Genomic DNA, 21199 nt, shown 5'->3' on the forward strand with positions numbered 1-21199 from the left:
GAACCAGTCCGGGAACATGTTCTCGAAGAGCTGCGGGATGGCGAGCTGGCCGTTGGTCACCTTCACCCCGGCGGCGATCGCCATGAAGCCGAGCAGCGCGAGCAGGCCCAGCATCAGCGAGTACAGCGGCAGGATCGTGGTGTTGCGGCGGATCACGTTGCGGCTCTTGGAGGAGAGCGTCGCCGTGATCGAGTGCGGGTACATGAAGAGCGCGAGCGCCGAGCCGAGCGCGAGCGTCGCGTACGTCCACTGGCCGGCCTCGCCGGGCACCAGGGCGCCCTTGGGCTTGTGGGTCAGCGGGTTGATCGTCTTGTACGCCTCGGCCGCCTTGCCGAAGATCTCGTCGAAGCCGCCGAGCTTGATCGGGATGTAGATGATCGCCACCGCGATGACGATGTAGATCAGCGTGTCCTTGACGAACGCGATGAGCGCGGGCGCGCGCAGACCGGACGAGTAGGTGTACGCCGCGAGCACGCCGAAGGCGATGAGCAGCGGCAGGTCCTTCACGAACCAGTTGGTGTTCTCGCCGCCGCCGACGCCCATCACGTCCAGGACGGCCTGGATGCCGACCAGCTGGAGCGCGATGTACGGCATGGTGGCGAGGATGCCGGTGACGGCGACCGCGAGCGACAGGCCCTTGGAGCCGAAGCGGCCGCGGACGAAGTCCGAGGTCGTCACGTACCCGTGCTTGTGCGACACCGACCACAGGCGGGGCAGGAAGGTGAAGATCAGCGGGTAGACCAGGATCGTGTACGGCACGGCGAAGAAGCCGGCCGCGCCCGCCGCGTAGATCGCCGCCGGGACGGCGACGAAGGTGTACGCGGTGTAGAGGTCGCCGCCCAGCAGGAACCAGGTGATCCAGGTGCCGAACGAGCGTCCGCCCAGGCCCCATTCGTCCAGGCTGTGCTCGTTCTCGGCCCGGCGCCACTTGGCCGCCAGGAAGCCCATGACCGTGACGGCCAGGAAGAAGAAGACGAAGACGCCGAGCGCGACGCCGTTCACGCCGTCCTTCATCGCGCGTCACCTCCCTTGCGGGCGCGCTGGTCACGCTGCCACAGCTTGTAGGCCACCACGGTCAGCGCGGTGGAGATGAGCACCCAGAGCATCTGGTACCAGTAGAAGAACGGGATCCCCATGAAGGCGGGGTCCACCTTCGCGTAGGAGCTCACCCAGAGCATCGCGACGAACGGCGCGACGAGGCAGACGGCGATCACCACCCTGAGGGGTGTGACGACCGGTTGTTTCCCTTGTGCGGCTTCTGACATGGCGATTCCGTCCCCTCGCTGATCACCTCGTAATGACGGGGAAATCTAGGGGACCGCTTCGATTCGCGGAACCCCTGTCCGTATAACGGATGAGACTCACAGCCAGCCCTCCTTCACCGCCCGCACGCCCGCCTCGAAACGGCTGCGCGCGCCGAGCCGCGACATCAGCTCCGAACTCATCCGCCGCACGGTGCGCAGGGAGACCCCGAGCCGGCGCGCGGCGATGTCGTCGGTGCAGCCGATGCCGAGGAGCATCAGCAACTCGCGCTCCTGCGGCGAGAGATCGTGCTCGTCGCGGCGCGGGGCCTCGCCGAAGGGGGTGCCCGCGTCCCAGAGGCGGTCGAAGAGGACGACGAGGGCGTGCACCAGGCCGGGGCTGCGGACCTCCAGGGCGCCGGCGCGGGCGTCCTCCGGATCGACGGGGACGAGGGCGGCCTCGCGGTCGACGATCACCATGAGCATGGGGACGACGGGCACGGTACGGGCCTCGCCGCCGAGGCCGCAGTACCAGCGCACGTAGTCGGCGGTCGGCGGGTCGTTGCGGAAGCTCTCCTGGTAGATCGACCGGATCCGCACCCCGCGCTCCAGGGCGAGCTGGTCCAGCGGCTGGCTGGCGTCCATGGTGTCGGGCAGCTGGGCCCCGCCCGGGAGCAGCGAGAGGCACTCGGTGCGGGCGCCGGCCGCCAGGTCCTCCAGGCGTTCGCGCACGGCGTCGAGGCCGGTGATCCGGTGGACGACGTCGTGCCGGGCGGGATGGTCCGGGCAGTCGGCGTAGGTGGCGAGGATCCCGGCCACCGCCCGGCCCGCCTGCTCGACCTGGCGTCTGCGCTTGCTGAGTTCGGCCTCGGCGCGGGAGAGCAGGAAGGAGAAGCCGACGTCCGGGGAGTACGGCTCCACCTCGCCCGAGTCCTCGTCCATCAGGACGAGCCTGAGGTCGGCGAGGCAGAGCAGGGCCTCGCGCACCTCCGTCTCGGTGCGGCCCAGATGGGCCGCCATCTCCGTCACCCCGTACTCGGGCCGCTCCAGGAGCAGACGGTAGACGGTCTCCGTCGGCTCCTTGATGCCGAGCGCCTCCAGCATTCCTATCTCCCCCTCGCTGTAGCGGTCGTCGATGCTAGAGGGGTGCACCCGTCTAGGTCTAGACCAATTGGGGTGAACTCCAAGGAGTGAGACGGGGGCGGGCGGCCGGTACGGCGAGGACCCGGCCGCCCAGCGCGTCCAGCAGCGCGGTCAGCGCGAACGCCGAGACGAGCAGCGCCAGTTCGACCTGCGGGCCGATCCCGACCGCGAGCACCGCGAGCGCGCCCGCGGCGGCCGCCAGGAGGCCGGCCGCGTCGGTGGCCCCGGCCGGCGAAGGGGAGGAGCCGGAGGGGGACGGCACGGGGACGGCCGCCGCCGAACGTTCCAGGGACACGCAGAACGCGAACGCCCCCACCACCAGCGGCACCCAGCCCGTCACCGCGCCCGTCCCGGCCGGCCCGAACTGCCACAGCAGCACCGGCCCGCCGGCCGCCGCGGCCGCGGCGAGCAGCGCGCCCAGGAGAGACCGGGCCGCCGCGTGCCGCTGCCTCCGTACGAGGACGCCGAAGGCGACGAGCGCGACCACCGGCACCGCGTACGGCAGCAACCCGTAGTCACCGTCCACCAGATCCCGGTCCACCACCCCCGAACCCCCGACCAGCGCGCCGGTCCCGGCGAGCGCCGCCCGCACCGCATCGACGGCCCGGGCGCCCCCGGCCGTCATCGGCTCCTCCTCCGGCACGACCACGACCAGGGCCGTACCGCCCCGGCGCCACCCGGGCCCGCTCGGCGCAGCCGCGAACCGCACGCCCGGCACCGCGGACGCCCTGCGCACCACCTCCTCGGCCGCGCCCGAAGGCACCAGCACCTCCAGCGGGTTGAGCACACCGGCCGCGACCCCGGCCGCTTCGAGCCGGCCGAGCCCCTCCCGCGCCGGGCCGGCGGCCACCAGGGCACGGGCCTCGGGGTTGCCGACCCGGAGCAGGGGCGCCGCACCCGCGCAGAGCAGGAGGAGGGCGAAGGCGACGAACGAGACGGGGCGGGCCCAGGCCCGGCGCGAGACGCCGGGCCGTCCGCGCCGCCCCGCTCCCACCGCCGACCGCAGCAACGGCTCCAGCGTCAGCGTCACCAGCACACCCACCACGCACACCGCCGCCCCAGCGATGCCGATCGAGCGCAGGAACACCGCCGGGAAGCAGGCCAGCGCGGTGAAGGCCGCCGCGCCCGCCGCGACTCCCGTGACCGTGACCGCGCCCGGCGGCCGCGCCCATCGCCGCACCATGACCACCAGGGCCGTCACCGGGATCGGATAGACCACGACGAAGCTGACCGGAACGGCCGAGGCCACCGCCTCGACCAGCAGCAATGAGGCCACCGAGACCGTCGCGGCGAGCAGCAGCGGGGCCAGGACCCCGAGCGGCGAGCGGAAGGCCCACGCGAGGAGCGCCAGGAAGCCGAGCGCGCAGGCCGCCTTCAGGACGAGCGCCAGGGGGCCGGGGCCGGCCGCCGCGCTGTCCGTCGTCAGCGGCAGCACACCCGTCACCTCCACCCCGGCGGCCCGCAGCGCCCTCGTCGTGTCCTCGACGGCGGTCAGGCCCGCCAGGTCCGGCTTCCCCGCGCCCGGGTAGATCAGGGCGTACGCGGTGCCGCCCTCCGTACGCGTCAGGGTGCGGGCGTCCGGGCCCGCCGCGCGGGCGACCGCTTCGGCGAAACGGCCGGCCGCGGCCCGGTCCCGTACCGCCGCCACCGCCACCAGCGGCGGGACGGCCGCCCCGTTGCCGTACCGGGCGTGGATCGTCTGGTTGGCGCGGTGGCCGGGCCCGCCGGTGGCGGTGAAGGACTGGTCGAGCCGGCCGAGGCCCGCCACCGCGACCGCCCCGCCGACCAGCAGCGCCAGCAGCCACACCACGCCGATCGCCCCGAGGCGCCCCCGGTCAGTCGGCATCGTCGAGCCGCTTCCTCAGCTCCTCGTCGAGCCGCAGCCCCACCGCGCCCAGCGCCTCGTCGAGCTGCGCCGGCGAACTCGCCCCGATCACCGGAAGCACCGGCAGCGCCCCGCCGAGCGCCCACGCCAGGACCACCTGGTTCGCGGACCGGCCAAGCGCTGCGGCGACCTCGCCGAGCACCTTCAGGCGCCGCTCCGAACCGGCGTGCCGGTACTGCTCGGGCACCTCCTTGCCCGGGTCGGTGTAGGCGCCCGTGAGCTGGGTCGTGTACGCCGTGAAGGTCAGCTCGGGCCGCGTGCCCAGGTAGTCGAGCAGCTCCTCGGAGGCGTGCGGGTTCACGCCGAAGTCGGCGCCCGGGCGCGGCCGCAGATAGGTGTAGCGCTGCTGCACGGCCGCGTAGTCCGGCACCCCGGCGGCCCGGGCGGCGCCCCGCGACTCCTCGATCCGCCAGGCGGCGAAGTTGGAGCAGCCGGCCCGGCCGATCTTCCCGGCGGCGACCAGCTCGCCGAAGGCGCCCATCGTCTCGGCCACCGGCGTCGCCCGGTCGTCGATGTGCGCGTAGTACAGGTCGATGCGGTCCGTGCCCAGGTTCCGCAGGCTCTGCTCGACCTGGCGGCGCAGCACCGGCGCCGAGAGCCCCTCCGCGCACTGCGGCCAGGCCGAGCCGGGCGGATCGGGCAGCGCGCCCACCTTGGTGGCGAGGACCATCTCGTCCCGCACGCCCCGGCTGCGCAGCCAGCGCCCGATGAGCAGCTCGCTCTCGGCGCCGGTGGCGCCCGGCTCCCAGAAGGCGTAGGTGTTGGCGGTGTCGATGAACGTGCCGCCGGCCTCGTGGAAGCGGTCGAGGACGGCGAAGGCGGTCTCCTCGTCGATGCGGGTGCCGAAGGGCAGCGTGCCCAGGCACAGCGTGCTCACCCGCGGGCCGCCGGGCCCGCCGAGCGTCGTGTACTCCATCAGATCTCCCTTTCCGAGCAGGGTGTGGTGACGGTCAGTTCCTGGACCAGGTGGTCGGAGAGGCCCTCGGCGTCGCGGAAGCGGTACGAGCCGACGCGGGCGCCGCCGCCCGTGAAGGCCCAGTCGATCCGCCACAGCCGCAGCCTGGAGCGGGCGTGCCAGCTCGCGGGCAGGAGCGAGCGGCAGGCGCCGATCGCGTCGCGCAACGAGCGGGGCAGCCGCCGGATGTCCCCGATGGCCGCGCTGGTGTTGAAGTCCCCGGTCACCAGGACCGGGTGCGGGTTGCCCCGCAGGTCGGCGACGAGCGCCGCGTACTCGGCGTCGCGGGCCGCCGCCCGGCGCCGCATGTCCCGGAAGAAGGCCGGGCGCAGCGGGTTCATGACGGTGAGCTGGACCGGGATGTGCACGTTGTACGTGGACAGGGTCCCGGCGCCGACCCGCAGGTCCGCGCGGAGCGAGCAGGCACCGACCGGCACCGGCGGCCCGGCGAGCGGGAACCGGGACAGCGTCACCGCGTTGTTGTCGATCGCCAGGTGGTGGCCCGGGAACGCGGCCCGCAGCCGCTCCTCGTCGTCGATGTCCCAGACCTCGCCGCCCTCGAAGCCGTTGAGGTACTCCTGCAGGACGTACACGTCCGCGTCGAGGCCGCGCAGGAAGCCGTAGAACCGGTCGGGGTCGCCGCCCTGGTTCCAGTGCTGGGTGTTCCAGGAGACGAGCCGCAGCCCTCCTGGGACGGAGACCGGCCGGAGTGCCCGCAGGTTGACGCCGTTCTGCGGCCAGGCGACCAGCAGCGAGCAGGCCGCGAGCGCCGCCGCGCCCCAGGCGCCGGTGACCGAGGCGGCGACGAGCAGCGCCAGCGGTACGGCGGCGAGGGCGACGGGCGGCAGCAGCGAGACCGCGAGCCAGGCCCACCAGCGCCCGTTGAGCACGAGGTGCAGTGCGAGGAAGACCGCCCAGAGCAGGGCGCACAGGAAGACCACGGCGTCAGCCCCCGCCCCGTTCCGTGTCCCTCGGCAGCCCGACCCACAGGTCCTGCGTCGCGTGGTCCGACAGCTTCTCCGGGTCGCCGAAGGAGTAGCGCTCGGCCCGCGCCCCGTTCCCGGTGAACGCCCAGTCGGTGCGCCAGAACGGCTTCCAGCCGCCCTCCTCCCAGCTCGTCGGGTACGGGTCGGTGCTCACGTCCGCCGCGTCGGCCAGCCGATCGCGCAGCGGGTCCAGATCCGCCATCGCGGCCGTCGCGTTGAAGTCCCCGGCGACGACCACCGGGTGGCGGTTCGCGGCCAGATCGGCCTCAAGCCCTTCGTACTGCGCCCGGCGCGGGGCGAAGCGCTCCCGCATGTGCCGGTAGAAGGCGGGCGAGAGGAGGCCGTCCGGCATGCTGTTCCACACCGGCATGTGCACGTTGTAGAACGACACCACCCGGCCCCTGACCAGCACGTCCGTGCGCAGCACCTTGCTCTCCCGGTACGTCGTCGCCCAGTCGGCGCCCGTCGGCACCGCCCGGGCCGGGCCGACGGCCGGCTGCCCGACGATCGGGAAGCGGGACAGCGTCACCAGCTCGCCGCGGACCGCGATCCCGTAACCGGGGAACTCCTGGCGCAGCCGCGCCAGATCGTCGACGGGCAGCCGGCCCTTCCGGTCGGCGGTCACGTGCTGGTACTCGTGCAGCAGGTACACGTCGGCGTGCTTCGCCTTCAGGAAGGCGTAGAAGTGGTGCTGGGTGCCGAGCATCTGGTTCCACGAGTTGGTGTTCCAGGCGAGGACCCGGACCGCGTCCGATCCCGGCCGCGGCTCGGCCCGCCAGAGCGCCGCCGGGTCGACGCCCGACTGGCCGAGGCCGAGGAGCAGCGCGAGGCCCGCGGCGCCGAGGCTCCGCCACCGCGCCGCGCCGCGGGCGAGCGGCGCCAGGGCGGCGAGCAGCAGCGGGACGAGGACGAAGGCGGCGGGCGGCACGATGCCGACCAGGTTGCCGAGCCAGATCCGGCCGTCGGCCGCCCACTCGACGAGCAGCAGCACCAGCCAGGCCACGGCCGCGCCCGCCACGAGCCGCCCTCTGCGGCGCCCCCGGGGCCGTACCGACGCCGGGGAGGACTCCCGTACGGCCTCGGGCGCGAGCGTGTCAGCCACGGCCCGCACCCGCCGGGGAAGGCGCCGGCTCCGGGCGCGGCTGCGGGTCGTACAGGTGCCGGAAGCGCGCCGAGCACAGCCACTGCACCCCGGCGACCGCGATCGCCGCGAACACCGTCAGGTTCACCAGGAAGTTGACCGCGACGAAGTAGCCGAGGAAGAACCGGCCCCGGTGCCGCCGCACCTCCCGGTACATGTCCAGGTCGCCGAGCACCCCCAGGACGAACAGGGTCAGCGGCAGCAGCGCCCACACCGCGCCCCACAGCGGCGGCGCGGCCAGCGCGGCCACCGAGAGCGGCGCGGCGAGGCTGGCGCCGGCGCGCGGGCCGGTGACGAAGCCGCCCTGGAGGTGGCGCCGGCCGAGGATGAGCGGCACGGCGAGCCGGGCGCGGGCGAAGACCTTGTCGAGGACGATCTTCAGGGTGTCGTCGTGGTCGTGTCGGCCCCGCACCTCAAGGGAGCTGAGCACCGTGTACCGCTCGGAGATCCGGCGGCCGTAGTCCTGGTCCTCGGTGTGGCGCAGGATGGGGTTGAAGGGGCCGACCTCCTCGAAGACGCGGCGGGGCATGGCCAGGATCGCGGTGTGGACGGTGGTGATGACGCCCTCGGACCTCAGCAGCAGGTAGTACTGCTGGAGCGAGCGGTACTCCTCGATCAGGCTGTCCCGGATCAGCGGCTCGGGCTCGTAGGTGCCGCAGATCGCCCCGTACCGCTCGCCGGTCCCGAGGAGCCGGACCGCGTTCGCGACGGCGTCGGGGTGCATGGCGACGTCGGAGTCGAGGAAGACCAGGATCTCGCCCGAGGTGAGCTCGGCGCCGAGGTTGCGGGCGACGGCGACCCCGCTGTTGACGCCGGTGGACACCACCCGGGCGCCCGCCTCGGCCGCGATCCGGGCGGAGTCGTCGGTGGAGCAGTCGTCGACGACGACGACCTCGATGTTCGGGTACGTCTGTGCGAGGGCGGCCTCGACGCACAGGCCGATCGAGCGGCCGTAGTTGTAGTTGGGGACGATGACGGAGACCAGGGGGAGGGACATGATCGGGTTCTCCTAGAAGAGGACCTTGGCGAGGGAGAGGGCCCCCTGCCGCCACGGTTCGACACTGGTGACGCCCTCGCTCTTCTTCGCGGGGCGGGTGGACTGCCGGGCCTGCGCCTGCTGCTCGCGCCACCAGGCGTACGTCCGCAGGATCGCGTCCTGGTTGGAGTGCCTCGGCCGGAAGCCGAGCACGTCACGGGCCTTGTCGGTGGAGACGAAGCTGTCGTCGAGCAGCTTGTGGAGCAGCCGTCCGTAGACCGGGGAGAGTCCGGAGCGCTGGAGCAGGCTGAGCGCGGCGAGCGCGGGCCGGGCGGGCAGCGAGCGGACCCGCTTGCCGTGGCCGGCCGCGTCCAGGACGGCCTGGAAGTCCTCGCGGAGCGTGCCGAAGTCGGTGGCGCCGAGGTTGAAGGTGTCGTCGGCCCGCTCGGCCGGCGCGTGCATCGCGGTGACGACGGCGTCGACCAGGTCGTCCACGTCGAACATCTGGATCCGTACGTCGCCGCGGCCGAGGACCGGGAAGTTCCGGCCCTCCTCGGCCCACTCGAAGAGCATGGCGAACAAGCCCATGCGGCCCGGCCCGAGGAAGGTCTTGGGCCGCAGGATCGGCACGCACATGTCACCGCCCCGGAAGCGCTCGGCGACCTCCTCGGCCTCCGCCTTGGCGGCGCTGTACGTGTCGACGGGCTCGCGCGGGTACTCCTCGGGCGTCGGCACCACCTTCGGCAGCCCGTAGACGGCGGTCGAGGAGATGTGCACGACCCGCGGGACGGCGTTCGCCGCGGCGGCGCCGAGCACCGCCTCCGTACCGCCGACGATCACCGAACGTATGGTGTCGGCCGGGTAGCTGGGCAGGGCGGCGGCGCAGTGCACCACGACGTCCGCACCGTCCGTGACCCGCTTCATGGTGACCTCGTCCCGGACGTCCGAGACGGTGTGGGTGAGGTTCTCGTGCGCGGTGCCCGGCGCCCGCAGGTCCACGCAGTGCACCTGGTGGCCGTCGGCGAGCAGCCGGCGGACGAGCGTCGAACCGAGCATTCCGGCACCGCCGGTGACCACGGCCCGTGTTGTTCCAGCGGGGGTTACCACAGCGACGACACCTTCTCCTTGACGAAACGGGTGAGCAGCCGGGGCAGACCCTGGGCGAGCGTCTTGTCCAGGCAGTCGAGGAAGAACTCGACCTCGTGCTCCTCGGCGACCAGCGAGGGCGCGACCATCAGCGGGTTGTCGCCGTTGAGCGTGTAGTAGGTGTAGACGCCGTGGTCCCGGTAGAGGGCGTTGACCACGGACGAGGTGATCAGCTTGGTGCGGAAGCGCGGGTCCTTCGTCATCGCTCCCGGCACCAGCTTCGTCACCAGCTCCAGGACCTTCGGGCCCTTGTGCAGGAAGACGCCGTGCAGCGCGCCCGCCCCGCGTACCTCGGCCACCACCTCCGGGTGCTCCTTGGCGATCCGCTCCAGACCGGGGCCGAGGATCCGCTCGATCGCCCGGGCGCGCGCCGGATAGTCGTCCTCGACCGCCACGTTGACGGCCTCGATGGCGGTGACCGCCTCCTCGCCGAAGCCGTAGTAGGTGGTGGACGTCGACTGGAGCAGGGCGTCGGTCAGGTTGTCGTACGCCTTGCGGAAGACGGGCTCGCGGGCGACGAAGGCCGAGATGGAGGACTTGCCGCCGCCGAAGGACTTGGAGGTGGTGAGGATGTCGGGGACCAGGCCCTCGTACCGCATGAAGTGGAAGAGCGTGCCGGTCTTGCCCCAGCCGGTGTAGATCTCGTCGAAGAGCAGCACGATGTCCTCGGCCGTGCACAACTCCCGCAGCCCGCGCAGGAACTCCTCCGAGCACTCGTTCATGGTGGAGGCGGACAGCGGCTCGATGAGGATCGCGTACACGTCCGACTCGCCCCTGGCGGTGCGGAGTTCGGCCACCAGCTTCCGTACGGACTCCAGGTCGCCGTAGCGGAAGATCCCCACGCCCGGGATGCCGGGGAACTGGAACGTCGACTGGTTCTGCCCGGTCAGGCTGCCCGAGCCGAGCAGCTTGCCGTGGAAGGAGATGTCGGCCCGCAGCACGCGGGAGCGGCGCCCGCCGTGGTACTTGTACGCGAGCTTGACCGCGCCCTCGACCGCCTCCGCGCCCGAGTTCGGGAAGAACGACATGTTCAGGTCGCCCGGGAGGAGCTGGGCGAGGTTGTGGCCGAGCGCGGCGACGTACGGCGAGAAGTACGTCTTGTGGACCTCCATGCTGCGGCGCTCCTGGAAGCGCTGCCGGGCGGCGAGGATCCGCGGGTGGTTGTGGCCGTGGTTGAGGACGCCGACGCCGCCGGTGAAGTCGAGCACCCGCCGGCCGTCGCGCTGGGTGATCCAGACGCCCTCGGCGCTCGCCACGAGCTCCTGGCCGAAGCCGAAGGAGGTCATCAGGGAGACCTGGGCCTTGTTGACATGGTCCTTGTAGAGGCCGTGGACCTGCTTGGTGGTCAGCGACTCGCAGTCGTCGACGGTGTAGAGCTGCCTTGGCATGGGGTTCCTTCGGTTCGGTCGGAGGTGTGGGGGGAGCGGGGGGAGCGGTGGGGGGAGCGGTGGGGCTCGCGGGGCAGGGTGAGGAGCAGGGCGGCGCCGCCGACGAGGACCTCGCTGAGGGTGCAGACCACCCGGCTGGCGACCGCGACGGCGGTCGCCTCCCGCCAGGGCAGGACGGCGGTCAGCGACAGCAGCAGCAGGGCCTCCCGGGCCCCCCAGCCGTCCGGCAGGACGACCACGAGGCTGGCCGCGGCCGTGGCCAGGGCGAAGCCGCCCACGCAGACCGGCAGCGCGGTCAGCGGCGGCGCGCCGAGCATCACCGCGAGCGCCCACAGGTGCAGGCCCGACACCGCCCAGGAGGCGGTGGCCGCGGCGAGCGCCCGGCGCATGCCGCGGGCGCTCGCCCGGGCCTGCGGAGCCGGCCGGCGGGCCAGCCGGGCGGCGAACGCGGCCAGCCGGTTGAGCAGCCGCGGCTTCACGGCGAGCACCAGGGTGGCCGCGCCGGGCAGCACCAGCCACCAGGCCCCGGTGCCGAGCGTCCAGGGCGCGGCGACGGGTCCGACGGCGAGGCCGGTGAGGACGGCGACGATCACGTTGAGCAGGAAGACGGTGAGCACGACGGGCGCGGGCACCCCGGCGGCGCCGCCCATCCGCAGCTGGGCGAGGACGCCCCAGACCGCGCCCGGCACGTACTTGCCGAGGTAGGACGTGAAGTAGATCCGGGTCGCGGTCCGGCCCGGCAGCCCCGGTCCGAGATCGGAGAGGAGGGAGCGCCAGGTGGCCATGGTGAACAGGACGGCGGCGGCGTTGGCCGCGAGGGCGAGGAGGAGGTACGGGACGGAGCCGGGCCGCAGCACGAGCGCGGCGAGGTCGCCGGCCCGCTCGTACAGGGCGACGCCGACGCCGGCGGCGACGGCGAGCGGGAAGAGGAGGCGGAGCAGGCGTTTCGGGCCTCGCCGGACGGGCGGCGGCGGGGTCGTCGGGGTCGTCGGGGTCGTCGGGGTCGTCTGGGTCGGTGGGGTCGGTGGGGCCGGCGAGGCCGTCCGGGGCGTCGGGGTCGGCGAGGTCGTCCGGGTCGGTGGGGTGGTCGGGGTCGGCGGGGCTGTCGGGGGCGTCGCGGTCATGAGCCGAGCCGGCCGAGCAGCCAGGCGCCGGCCAGCAGCCCGGCCCACAGCAGCGCGTTGGAGACGGTCATCCGGTCGCTGAACAGCGCGCGGGTGGGGTTGCCGCCGCCCGCGTCGACGACGAGCAGCTGGAGGTAGCGGGCGAGCCCGAACAGCGCGAGCGGCGCCGTGAGGACGGCGACGAGCGGCCCGTGCGTACCGAAGACCGGGCTGGCCTGGACGTGCAGCACGTAACTCACCGCCGCGAGGACCGCGGTGAAGGCGAGCAGCTGGTCGAGGAAGCCCACGGTGTAGCCGCGCAGCGCCGGCCGGTGCAGCACCCCGCCGACCGCCATCTCGTGCCGCCGCTTGCCGAGGATCAGCAGCAGGCAGAGCGAGAAGAGGCCGAGCGCGAGCCAGCTGGGCACCGGGTTCCCGGAGGCCAGGCAGCCCTGTGCGAGGCGCAGCACGAAGCCGAGGGCGACGATGAAGACGTCGAGCAGCGGCACGTGCTTGAGCCCCCTGCTGTACGCGGCGTTGAGTACCAGGTACGCGGCGACCGGCCACCAGTCGGCGAGCCCGGCGGTGCCGGTGGCGACGGTCAGGCCGACCGTCGCGAGGAGCAGCGCGGCGAGGGCGGCGGCGAAGGAGACCGCGGTGGCCGTGCCGATCCGGCCGGCGGCGATCGGCCGGTGCCGCTTCTCCGGGTGCCGCCGGTCGCGGTCCCGGTCGCCGAGGTCGTTGACCAGGTAGACCAGGGCGGACGCCAGGGTGAAGACGGCGAGGGCGGCGAGCGCGCCGCCGAGCGCGCCGGCGTCGGTGCGGGGCGCGCCGAGCAGTCCGAGGGGGACGACGACGAGGTTCTTGGTCCACTGTCCGGGGCGGACCAGGGCGGTGAGGTCGGCGAGCCGACTGGGCGGCCGGGAGGACGGCGGTCGGGCCGGCGGCGCCTGACGGCCGGTGAGCGTGGGCGTGGCCATGAACGGACTCCTGAGTCCTGAGGGGTGGGGGGAGGGAACGGCGGGCGTCAGACGGGGGTCTTGGGGCTCGTGGGGGCTGTGGCTGTGGCTTTGGCCGTGGTGGTGGCTGCCGTCGTCGTCGCGCGGCGGCGGACGCTCGGTCCGAAGTCCGGCTCGGTGAGCCAGCGGACGACTCCGCGCGCCGCGCCGAGGACGATCGCCTGGTGGAGGACGAAATGGACCGCGGTGAAGAAGAGGAGGAAGCCGGGGCCCCTCGTGCGCAGCGCGAAGCGGCTGAGTCCCGGGTCGGCGCAGGCGAAGAGCAGCGCGCAGAGCGCGGGTACGAGCAGCAGCCAGGGGGAGAGCAGTCCCAGGAGCAGGGTCGGCAGGGTGAGGGCCGCGGCGAGCACGCCGAGCGGCCGGTTGGCGGTGAGTCCGCCCTGCCGCATCTGGCCGAGCGCCGCGACGAGCAGCTGGGAGCGGCGGTACTGCTCCGAGAGCATCGCCCCGAGCCGGTCGACGTCGTCGTGCCGGCCGCGGATCGCCGGGGTCATCAGGATCCGGTGCGAGCGCACCAGCCGGCCGCTGTACTCGACGTCCTCCGAGTCGCGCAGGTTCTCGTCGAAGGGGCCGACCCGCTCGAAGACCTCCTTGCGGATGGCGCCGAGTGCGAAGAAGGCGGTGCGCACCTCGCCGGCGGCCCGGCGGCGCCAGAAGTGCGCGTGCAGGGCGTGGTAGCGCTCGACCGGGCCGTCGTCGAAGAGCGGCTCGGGGTCCAGGACGCCGTGCACACAGCCGAGTCCGGGATCGGCTTCGAGCAGGTCGACGGCGTTGGCCAGGGCCTCGGGGTGCAGCGCGGTGTCCGAGTCGAGGAAGAAGAGGATCTCGCCGCGGGCCGCGGCTGCCCCGAGGTTCCGGGCCGCGGACACCCCGCGGTTGCGCGGGTTGGCGATGAGCACGACGCCGAACTCACGGGCGATGTCCCGGGACCGGTCGGTGCTGGCGTCGTCGACGACGATGACGTCGAGCGGGGCGTGGGTCTGGGCGAGGACCGAGGCGAGACAGGCGCGCAGGGTCTTCTCGTAGTTGTAGTTGGGGATGATGACGGACACGCTGGGACGGGCCCTGGGCATGGCTGTTCCTCGAAGTGTGTCGGGTGCCGACTGTGAAGTGGGGGGCTGGGGGCTCAGAGGAGCCGGAAGTCCGCGATGCGGTGGTGGCGGAGTTCGGGGGAGTGGCCGAGGAGGCGCAGGCAGAGCCGCAGCGCGTGGCCGACGGCCTCGATCTCGTCGGGGGCCCCGACGTACAGGGCGAGCCGGACCGAGCGGTCGAGGACCAGCGCCCGGGCGCACTCGAAGCGGTCCTGCGGCCGGGCGAGGCGGTGCAGCGTCTCGACGAGCCGGGACGCGGACGGCGGTGGTGGGGGTCGGTCGCCCGGGGCGGCTTCGTCGTCCGGCGCCCTCATCGAGATGCCGACGAGGTAGATGGTGCTCAGCCCCAGGAGAAGCCGTCGCCGGTGTCACCCGGCTGCGGGGTCGCCGCGACGACGCCCTCGGCGGTGACGGTGGTCTGCTCCGTGCTCGTCGTCCCCGCGCCGAGGGAGAGGACGAGCGCGGCCGCGACGGGGACGAGAAGGGCGATCGGTGCGAAACGGGCGAGCGTGCGCATGGCGGAGCAGCCTTCCGTGTAAGGGGGGTTCGGGGCCGGGCCCCGGTGCCGCTCCCGTGCTCCGGGGCGGCTTCGACGGGTTCAAGACTGGCCCGGCCGGGGCCCGGTGTCACCGGAAAACGAGTGGCGCCAACCGCGTGGCCGGTTGGGGACAGCGCGGCCCGGTGCGCCTCGCGCGCGGCTGACCAGCGCCTTCCGCGCGGGCGTCACGTTCCTGCCAGGCGAAAGGTGCCGGGCGGAACGACGGCCTCCCGCCCCGGCCCCGTACGCCTGGCTTCGTACGCCTGGCTTCGTACGCCTGGCTTCGTACGCCCGGCTTCGTACGCCCGGACCCGTACACCCGGCTCCGGACGCCTGGCCTTCGTGCGCCCGGCTTCGAACGACCGGTCCCGTCCTGGACCCGTGCGCCCGGCCCCATACCCCCTGTACCCCCTGCAACGCCGGACGGCCGCACCCCGTCGAGGGGGTGCGGCCGTCCGCTGGGAGAAGGTGTCAGCCGTTGGGGCGCTGGAGGCGGGCCACGAACTTGTAGCGGTCGCCGCGGTACACCGAGCGCACCCACTCGACCGGCTCGCCCTGGGCGTCGAGCGAGTGCCGGGAGAGCATCAGCATCGGCAGGCCCACGTCCGTACCGAGCAGGCCGGCCTCGCGGGGGGTGGCGAGCGAGGTCTCGATGGTCTCCTCGGCCTCGGCCAGGTGCACGTCGTACACCTCGGCGAGCGCCGTGTAGAGCGAGGTGTACTTCACCAGCGAACGCCGCAGCGCGGGGAAGCGCTTGGCGGACAGGTGCGTGGTCTCGATGGCCATCGGCTCGCCGCTCGCCAGGCGCAGCCGCTCGATGCGCAGCACCCGGCCGCCGGGGGAGATGTCGAGCAGTCCGGCGAGGGTGTCGTCGGCCGTCACGTATCCGATGTCGAGGAGCTGCGAGGTGGGCTCCAGGCCCTGGGCCCTCATGTCCTCGGTGTACGAGGTGAGCTGGAGGGCCTGGGAGACCTTGGGCTTGGCCACGAACGTGCCCTTGCCCTGGATCCGCTCCAGGCGGCCCTCGACCACCAGTTCCTGCAGGGCCTGGCGCACCGTGGTGCGCGAGGTGTCGAACTCCGCGGCGAGCGTTCGCTCCGGCGGGACCGGTGTGCCGGGGGGCAGGGTCTCCGTCATGTCGAGCAGATGCCGCTTCAGGCGGTAGTACTTGGGCACGCGCGCGGTACGGGTGGCTGCGCCGCCCTCTGTCTCCGTGCTGCCCGCGTCCGTGGCCATGGCCTGCCTTCCCGATGCCTGTGCTGCTGCCGTCACCGGCTCCTCCGTCTGTCGCGGCTCACATGGTGGCACGGACCGGTCACGGGTCGTCGCCCTCCCTCAGGTGTCGGTCCGATAACGGACCCGACTGCCCTTCTTATACACCCTTGACACCCCTAAAGGTCTAGGCCAAGCTCCGGGTACTGGTCTACACCATTAAAGACCGGGTCCCAGCCCCACAGCATTACTCGACGTATGTCTCGCGTCTTCGCGCGGTGGGAGGGGGAGCAGGCATCCCTGAGGAGGGTGGCGTGAAGCGCAAGCTCATCGCGGCGATCGGCGTCGCGGGCATGATGGTCTCCGTCGCTGCGTGCGGTACGGACAGCGGCGACAAGGGTGACAAGGGCGGCAAGGCCCAGGGTGGCGACAAGACCCTGACCGTCTGGGTCATGGACGGCTCGGCGCCCGACGCCTGGATGGCGGGCGTCAACAAGGAGTTCGAGGCCAAGCACCCGGGCGTCAAGGTCAAGGTCGAGAAGCAGCAGTGGAACGGCATCCAGGAGAAGGTCACCACCGCCCTCTCCGAGGACACCCCGCCGGACGTCCTTGAGCTCGGCAACACCCAGACCGCCGGCTACGCGGTCACCGGCGGCCTCGCCGACCTCTCCGGCGACAAGGCCAAGCTGGGCTACGACGGCTGGAACAAGGGCATGACCGCCTCGGCCGAGCTCGACGGCAAGCTCTACTCCGCCCCGTGGTACGCCGCCAGCCGCGTCGTCGTCTACGACAAGGCCGCCTTCAAGAAGGCCGGCGTCACCCCGCCGAAGACTCGCGCCGAGTGGATCGACGGCCTGAAGAAGCTCAAGGCCGCCGACCCGAAGTCGCAGCCCATCTACCTGCCCGGCCAGAGCTGGTACGTCCTCGCGGGCTTCGTCTGGGACGAGGGCGGCGACCTCGCCGTCAAGGACGGCGACAAGTGGAAGGGCGCCCTGTCCTCCCCCGAGGCCCTCAACGCCATGAACTTCTACAAGGAGCTGGCGTCCTACTCCACCGCTCCGAAGGACAAGGACGAGGCGACCCCGCAGCAGTCCACCGACATCGTCCCCAAGGGCGGCGTGGCGTCCTGGATCGGTCTCGGCTGGGAGGCCGGCGGCGCGATCGACGCCATGAAGAAGGCCGGCAAGACCGCCGACTTCGGCTACTTCCCGATCCCGGGCAAGACCGCCGACAAGCCGGGCTCCGTGTTCTTCGGCGGCTCCAACCTCGCCGTGGCCGAGCGCTCCCAGAACAAGGACCTCGCCAAGGAGTGGCTGGCCCTCGCCGCCGGCAAGGAGCAGATGACCAAGTACGCCGAGGCCACCGCCGGCGCGCTGCTCCCGAACAACGACGCCGCGCAGTTCAAGCCGGCCGCCGGCTCGTTCGCCGAGGCCATGGCCCTGGCCGCCGGCGTCGGCAAGATCACCCCGGTGACCCCGGGCTGGGCGAACGTCGAGACCGCCCCGAACCCGATCAAGGACTACATGACCAAGGTCCTGAAGGGCGGCGACGCCAAGGCCGCCGCCGAGGCCGCCGACAAGGTCATCGGCGAGCGCGTCAACCAGCAGTAACAGCAGCGGTAACAGCAGCGGTAACAGCAGCAGTTACTGAAGAAACTGAAGTTACTGACGAAACTGCACAGCAGTAGTCACACGTAGCCCCGGCGGTGCGGCCCCAACCGGACCGCACCGCCGGCGCTCCGCAGTTTTCAGCGGCCCGCTCCCCCGGGCCGCGCCCCGGTGGGCACGGGAGCCCCAGAACCGCGAGGAAGAAGACCATGACCGTGGACTCCCAGGGGACGGCGACCGCCGGTCCCCAGGACGCGCCCGGGAGGGCGGCAGGGAAGTCACAGACCCCGCCGGCCAGTTCCGGCCCGAAGGAAGTCCTTCAGCCCTCGCGGGGGAGACGCTCCCTGCCCAGCGGGCTGCTGCCGTACCTGCTCGTCGCACCGGCCCTGCTGTCGATGGCGGCGCTGCTCCTCTACCCGCTGATCCGCAACGTGATCCTCTCGTTCCAGGAGCTGGGCCGGAAGGAGTTCATCACCCGCGAGACGGTGTGGACGGGCTTCGACAACTACACCTCCCTGCTGAGCGACTCGGAGTTCTGGACCGTCGTCGTCCGCTCCGTCGTCTTCACCGCCGCGAGCGTCCTGCTCACCATGGCGGTCGGCACCGGCATCGGCCTGCTGCTCAACCGGCTCGGCAAGAAGATGCGGCTGGTGCTCTCGCTGTCCCTGGTCTTCGCCTGGGCCATGCCGATCGTCGCCTCCGTCACCGTCTTCCAGTGGCTCTTCGACGAGCAGTTCGGCGTCGTCAACTGGCTGATGCGCACGCTCGGCTTCGCCGGCTACGAGCAGCACAACTGGTTCGAGACGGGCTTCTCCACCCTGGTGATCTCGATGATCCTGATCGCCTGGGGCTCCATCCCGTTCGTCGCCCTCAACATGTACGCCGGTCTGACCACCATCGGCACCGAGCTGTACGAGGCCGCCAAGATGGACGGCGCGAACGGCTGGCGCACCTTCTGGGCCGTGGTCTTCCCGAACCTCAAGCCCTTCTTCATGATCACGACGTTCCTCGAAGTGATCTGGATCTTCAAGGCGTTCACGCAGATCTACGCCCTGAACAAGGGCGGCCCCGACCGCGCCTCCGAGACGCTGCCCGTCTTCGCCTACATCGAGGGCGTCGGCCAGTTCCACTACGGCGTCGCCGCGGCCATCTCCGTCCTCACCATCGTGATGCTGATCGCGATCATGTCCTTCTACTTCCGCCTGATCCTGAAGCAGGAGGAGGAGCTGTGAGCACCGTGAGCACCACCAGTCCGGCCGCCGAGGCCGCCCCGGCCGCGCCGAAGAAGTACCGCACCCGCAAGCGGCTCACGGCCGGCGCCGTCGTCAAGAACCTCTCCGCCCTCGTGATCGCGGTGGTGTTCGTCTTCCCCGTCTACTGGATGTTCGCGTCCTCGCTGAAGCCGCAGCACCAGATCATGACGAAGGACCCGGTCTTCGTCTTCAAGCCGACCCTTGAGAACTACTCGACCGCCACCGGCGTCGACCTCTTCTGGACCTATGTCACCAACAGCCTCGTGGTGACCGTCGGCGCCGTGGTGCTCGCCCTCTTCGTGGCCCTGCTGGCGAGCTTCGCGCTCGCCCGGATGAGGTTCCGCGGCCGCAAGGCCATCGTGCTCGTCGTGATGATGGCGCAGATGGCCCCGTGGGAGGTCCTCACCATCGCGATGTACATGATCTCCCGCGACAACGACATGCTGAACAGCATCCCGGTCCTCACGGCGATCTACTTCGTGATGGTGCTGCCCTTCACCATCTGGACCCTGCGCGGCTTCATCGCCGCCGTCCCGGTCGAGCTGGAGGAGGCCGCCCAGATCGACGGCTGCACCCGCGGCCAGGCCTTCCGCAAGGTCATCTTCCCGCTGCTCGCCCCGGGCCTGATGTCGACCTCGATCTTCGGCTTCATCACGGCCTGGAACGAGTTCGCGATGATCCTCATGCTCAACAAGGACAAGGAGTCGCAGACCCTGACGCTCTGGCTGACCCAGTTCCAGACCGCGTTCGGCAACGACTGGGGCGCCACCATGGCCGCCTCGACCCTCTTCGCGCTCCCCGTCCTGATCGTCTTCCTCTTCCTCCAGCGCAAGGCCGTCGGCGGCATGACCGCCGGCGCGGTGAAGGGATAACGGCGCCCCATGACCACGCTCGCAACCAGCACGGACACCCTGACCCGGGACGCGCTCACCGTCCTGCAGCCGGGCTTCGTCGGCACCACCGCCCCCGACTGGCTGCTCCGCCGGATCGGCGAGGGCCTCTCCTCGGTCGGACTCTTCGGCCGGAACGTCGTCTCCCCCGAGCAGCTCGCCGCGCTCACCGCGCGGCTGCGCGCCGAGCGGGACGACGTCCTGGTCGCCATCGACGAGGAGGGCGGCGACGTCACCCGCCTGGAGGTCAACGAGGGCTCCTCGTTCCCCGGCAACTACGCCCTCGGCCACGTCGACGACGTCGAGCTCACCCGGGCCGTGGCCCGCGAGCTGGGCCGCCGGCTCGTCGCCTGCGGGGTCGACCTCAACTGGGCGCCCTCGGCCGACGTCAATTCCAACGCCGAGAACCCGGTCATCGGGGTGCGCTCCTTCGGCGCCGACCCCGATCTGGTCGCCCGGCACACCGTGGCCTACGTCGACGGCCTCCAGGCCGTGGGCGTCGCCGCCTGCACCAAGCACTTCCCGGGGCACGGCGACACCAACGTGGACTCGCACGACGCGCTGCCCCGTATCGATGTGGACCTCGCCACACTGCACGCCCGTGAGCTGGTACCTTTCCGCGCCGCCATCGCGGCGGGTTCCAAAGCCGTCATGAGCGCGCATATCCTGCTCTCCGCGCTCGACCCGGATCGTCCGGCCACCCTGAGCCCGCAGATCCTCACCGGTCTGCTGCGCCAGGAGCTGGGCTTCGAGGGCCTGATCGTCACCGACGGCATGGAGATGCAGGCCGTCGCGGCGACCTACGGCATCGAGCGCGGATCCGTCCTCGCGATCGCCGCGGGCGCCGACGCCATCTGCGTCGGCGGCGGGCTGGCCGACGAGGAGACCGTGCTGCGGCTGCGCGACGCGCTGGTGACGGCGGTACGGACCGGTGAACTGCCCGAGGAGCGGCTGGCAGACGCCGCCGAGCGCGTCCGCGCGCTGGCGGCCTGGACCCAGGCGCACCGGGCCAGGGGGGCTGGAACGGGGCCGGGCGCGGCGACACAGGAGGGGACCGCGCCCGGCACCGACGTCGGACTCGTCGCGGCCCGCCGGGCCCTCACGATCACCCCGGGCGAGCGGCCCTTCGCTCCGGTGACGGACGCCCCCTACGTGGCCTCCTTCACGCCCGCCGCCAACTTCGCCGTCGGCGACGAGACCCCGTGGGGCATCGCCGCCGAGCTGGAGCGGCTCCTGCCCGGCACCCGCACCGGCTCGTACGGGGCGGACGCCTCGGCCGACGCCGTGCTGGCCGCCGCGGGGGAGCGGCGCGTGGTCGCCGTCGTGCGCGACGCCCACCGCCACCCGTGGATGTCCGGCACCCTCGACGCCCTGCTCGCCGCCCGCCCCGACACCGTGGTGGTGGAGATGGGCCTCGACGAGTCGGAGCCCCGCGGCGCCCTCCACATCGCCACCCACGGCGCCGCCCGCGTCTGCGGCCAGGCCGCGGCGGAGGCCATCGCCGGCCGCTGAGCCCGGCCTCGTACCCAGGCCCGGTCCCGTACCCGGGCCCGGTCCCGTAACCGGTTCCGGTCCCGTACCAGCCGGGCCCGGACCCGTACCGGTCCCGTACCAGCCGGGCCCGG

General features: G+C 72.4%; 20 protein-coding genes. 4 read left to right on the top strand and 16 right to left on the bottom strand.

What is annotated here, in order from left to right; all coding sequences use genetic code 11:
• From ACWEJX_RS19240 to ACWEJX_RS19315, 16 genes are all read right to left on the bottom strand, one after another.
• On the bottom strand, positions 1-1014 hold a 1014-nt coding region (locus tag ACWEJX_RS19240), incomplete at its 3' end, for a sodium:solute symporter family protein (RefSeq protein ID WP_451608625.1).
• A complete protein-coding gene (locus ACWEJX_RS19245) occupies positions 1011-1265 on the bottom strand; it encodes a DUF3311 domain-containing protein (RefSeq protein WP_451608626.1) in 255 nt (84 codons plus the stop codon). The genes ACWEJX_RS19240 and ACWEJX_RS19245, both read right to left, overlap by 4 nt.
• A gap of 96 nt (positions 1266-1361) precedes the next feature.
• On the bottom strand, positions 1362-2345 hold the full coding sequence (locus ACWEJX_RS19250; RefSeq protein WP_451608679.1) for a LuxR C-terminal-related transcriptional regulator: 984 nt from the start codon (positions 2343-2345) through the stop codon (positions 1362-1364).
• Positions 2346-2403: 58 nt separating this feature from the next.
• Positions 2404-4230 (bottom strand): hypothetical protein, encoded by a 1827-nt coding sequence (locus ACWEJX_RS19255; RefSeq protein ID WP_451608627.1) that lies wholly within the window; start codon positions 4228-4230, stop codon positions 2404-2406.
• The gene (locus ACWEJX_RS19260; RefSeq protein ID WP_451608628.1) at positions 4220-5185 is read right to left on the bottom strand and encodes an aldo/keto reductase; all 966 of its coding nucleotides are present in this window, start codon (positions 5183-5185) and stop codon (positions 4220-4222) included. Before ACWEJX_RS19260 ends, ACWEJX_RS19255 begins: the two co-directional genes overlap by 11 nt.
• Positions 5185-6165: an endonuclease/exonuclease/phosphatase family protein gene (locus ACWEJX_RS19265; protein ID WP_451608629.1), complete on the bottom strand. Its 981-nt coding sequence runs from the start codon at positions 6163-6165 to the stop codon at positions 5185-5187. Before ACWEJX_RS19265 ends, ACWEJX_RS19260 begins: the two co-directional genes overlap by 1 nt.
• Before the next feature lie 4 nt (positions 6166-6169).
• Entirely contained in the window at positions 6170-7312 is a 1143-nt protein-coding gene (locus tag ACWEJX_RS19270) for an endonuclease/exonuclease/phosphatase family protein (protein ID WP_451608630.1), read from the bottom strand.
• Complete coding sequence (locus tag ACWEJX_RS19275) at positions 7305-8348, bottom strand: glycosyltransferase family 2 protein (RefSeq protein WP_451608631.1); 1044 nt, start codon at positions 8346-8348, stop codon at positions 7305-7307. The genes ACWEJX_RS19270 and ACWEJX_RS19275 overlap by 8 nt, the downstream gene beginning before the upstream one ends.
• 12 nt (positions 8349-8360) lie before the next feature.
• A complete protein-coding gene (locus ACWEJX_RS19280) occupies positions 8361-9434 on the bottom strand; it encodes an NAD-dependent epimerase/dehydratase family protein (RefSeq protein WP_451608632.1) in 1074 nt (357 codons plus the stop codon).
• Entirely contained in the window at positions 9428-10861 is a 1434-nt protein-coding gene (locus ACWEJX_RS19285) for an aspartate aminotransferase family protein (RefSeq protein ID WP_451608633.1), read from the bottom strand. The genes ACWEJX_RS19280 and ACWEJX_RS19285 overlap by 7 nt, the downstream gene beginning before the upstream one ends.
• A complete protein-coding gene (locus tag ACWEJX_RS19290) occupies positions 10819-11985 on the bottom strand; it encodes a lysylphosphatidylglycerol synthase domain-containing protein (RefSeq protein WP_451608634.1) in 1167 nt (388 codons plus the stop codon). The genes ACWEJX_RS19285 and ACWEJX_RS19290 overlap by 43 nt, the downstream gene beginning before the upstream one ends.
• Positions 11982-12944 (bottom strand): UbiA prenyltransferase family protein, encoded by a 963-nt coding sequence (locus ACWEJX_RS19295; protein ID WP_451608635.1) that lies wholly within the window; start codon positions 12942-12944, stop codon positions 11982-11984. The genes ACWEJX_RS19290 and ACWEJX_RS19295 overlap by 4 nt, the downstream gene beginning before the upstream one ends.
• Positions 12945-12991: 47 nt before the next feature.
• Positions 12992-14056: a glycosyltransferase family 2 protein gene (locus ACWEJX_RS19300; RefSeq protein WP_451608636.1), complete on the bottom strand. Its 1065-nt coding sequence runs from the start codon at positions 14054-14056 to the stop codon at positions 12992-12994.
• A gap of 53 nt (positions 14057-14109) precedes the next feature.
• The gene (locus ACWEJX_RS19305) at positions 14110-14388 is read right to left on the bottom strand and encodes a hypothetical protein (protein ID WP_451608637.1); all 279 of its coding nucleotides are present in this window, start codon (positions 14386-14388) and stop codon (positions 14110-14112) included.
• 26 nt (positions 14389-14414) lie between these two features.
• Complete coding sequence (locus ACWEJX_RS19310) at positions 14415-14591, bottom strand: hypothetical protein (protein ID WP_451608638.1); 177 nt, start codon at positions 14589-14591, stop codon at positions 14415-14417.
• A gap of 492 nt (positions 14592-15083) precedes the next feature.
• The gene (locus ACWEJX_RS19315; protein ID WP_345492086.1) at positions 15084-15848 is read right to left on the bottom strand and encodes a GntR family transcriptional regulator; all 765 of its coding nucleotides are present in this window, start codon (positions 15846-15848) and stop codon (positions 15084-15086) included.
• A 290-nt stretch (positions 15849-16138) separates the two neighbouring features.
• Between ACWEJX_RS19315 and ACWEJX_RS19320 the strand changes: the two genes are divergently transcribed.
• The 4 genes from ACWEJX_RS19320 (at position 16139) to ACWEJX_RS19335 (ending at position 21086) form a co-directional block, all read left to right on the top strand.
• Positions 16139-17434, top strand: coding sequence for an extracellular solute-binding protein (locus ACWEJX_RS19320; protein ID WP_403792258.1), 1296 nt, complete (start codon positions 16139-16141; stop codon positions 17432-17434).
• 206 nt (positions 17435-17640) lie between these two features.
• On the top strand, positions 17641-18663 hold the full coding sequence (locus tag ACWEJX_RS19325) for a carbohydrate ABC transporter permease (protein ID WP_451608639.1): 1023 nt from the start codon (positions 17641-17643) through the stop codon (positions 18661-18663).
• Between the two features lie 113 nt (positions 18664-18776).
• Positions 18777-19556 carry a carbohydrate ABC transporter permease gene (locus ACWEJX_RS19330; protein ID WP_451608680.1) on the top strand — a complete coding sequence of 260 codons (780 nt, stop codon included), beginning with the start codon at positions 18777-18779 and terminating at the stop codon, positions 19554-19556.
• A 9-nt stretch (positions 19557-19565) separates the two neighbouring features.
• Complete coding sequence (locus ACWEJX_RS19335; protein WP_451608640.1) at positions 19566-21086, top strand: glycoside hydrolase family 3 protein; 1521 nt, start codon at positions 19566-19568, stop codon at positions 21084-21086.
• Positions 21087-21199 lie beyond the last annotated feature (113 nt).

This window comes from Streptomyces sp. NPDC004788, from assembly GCF_053601115.1.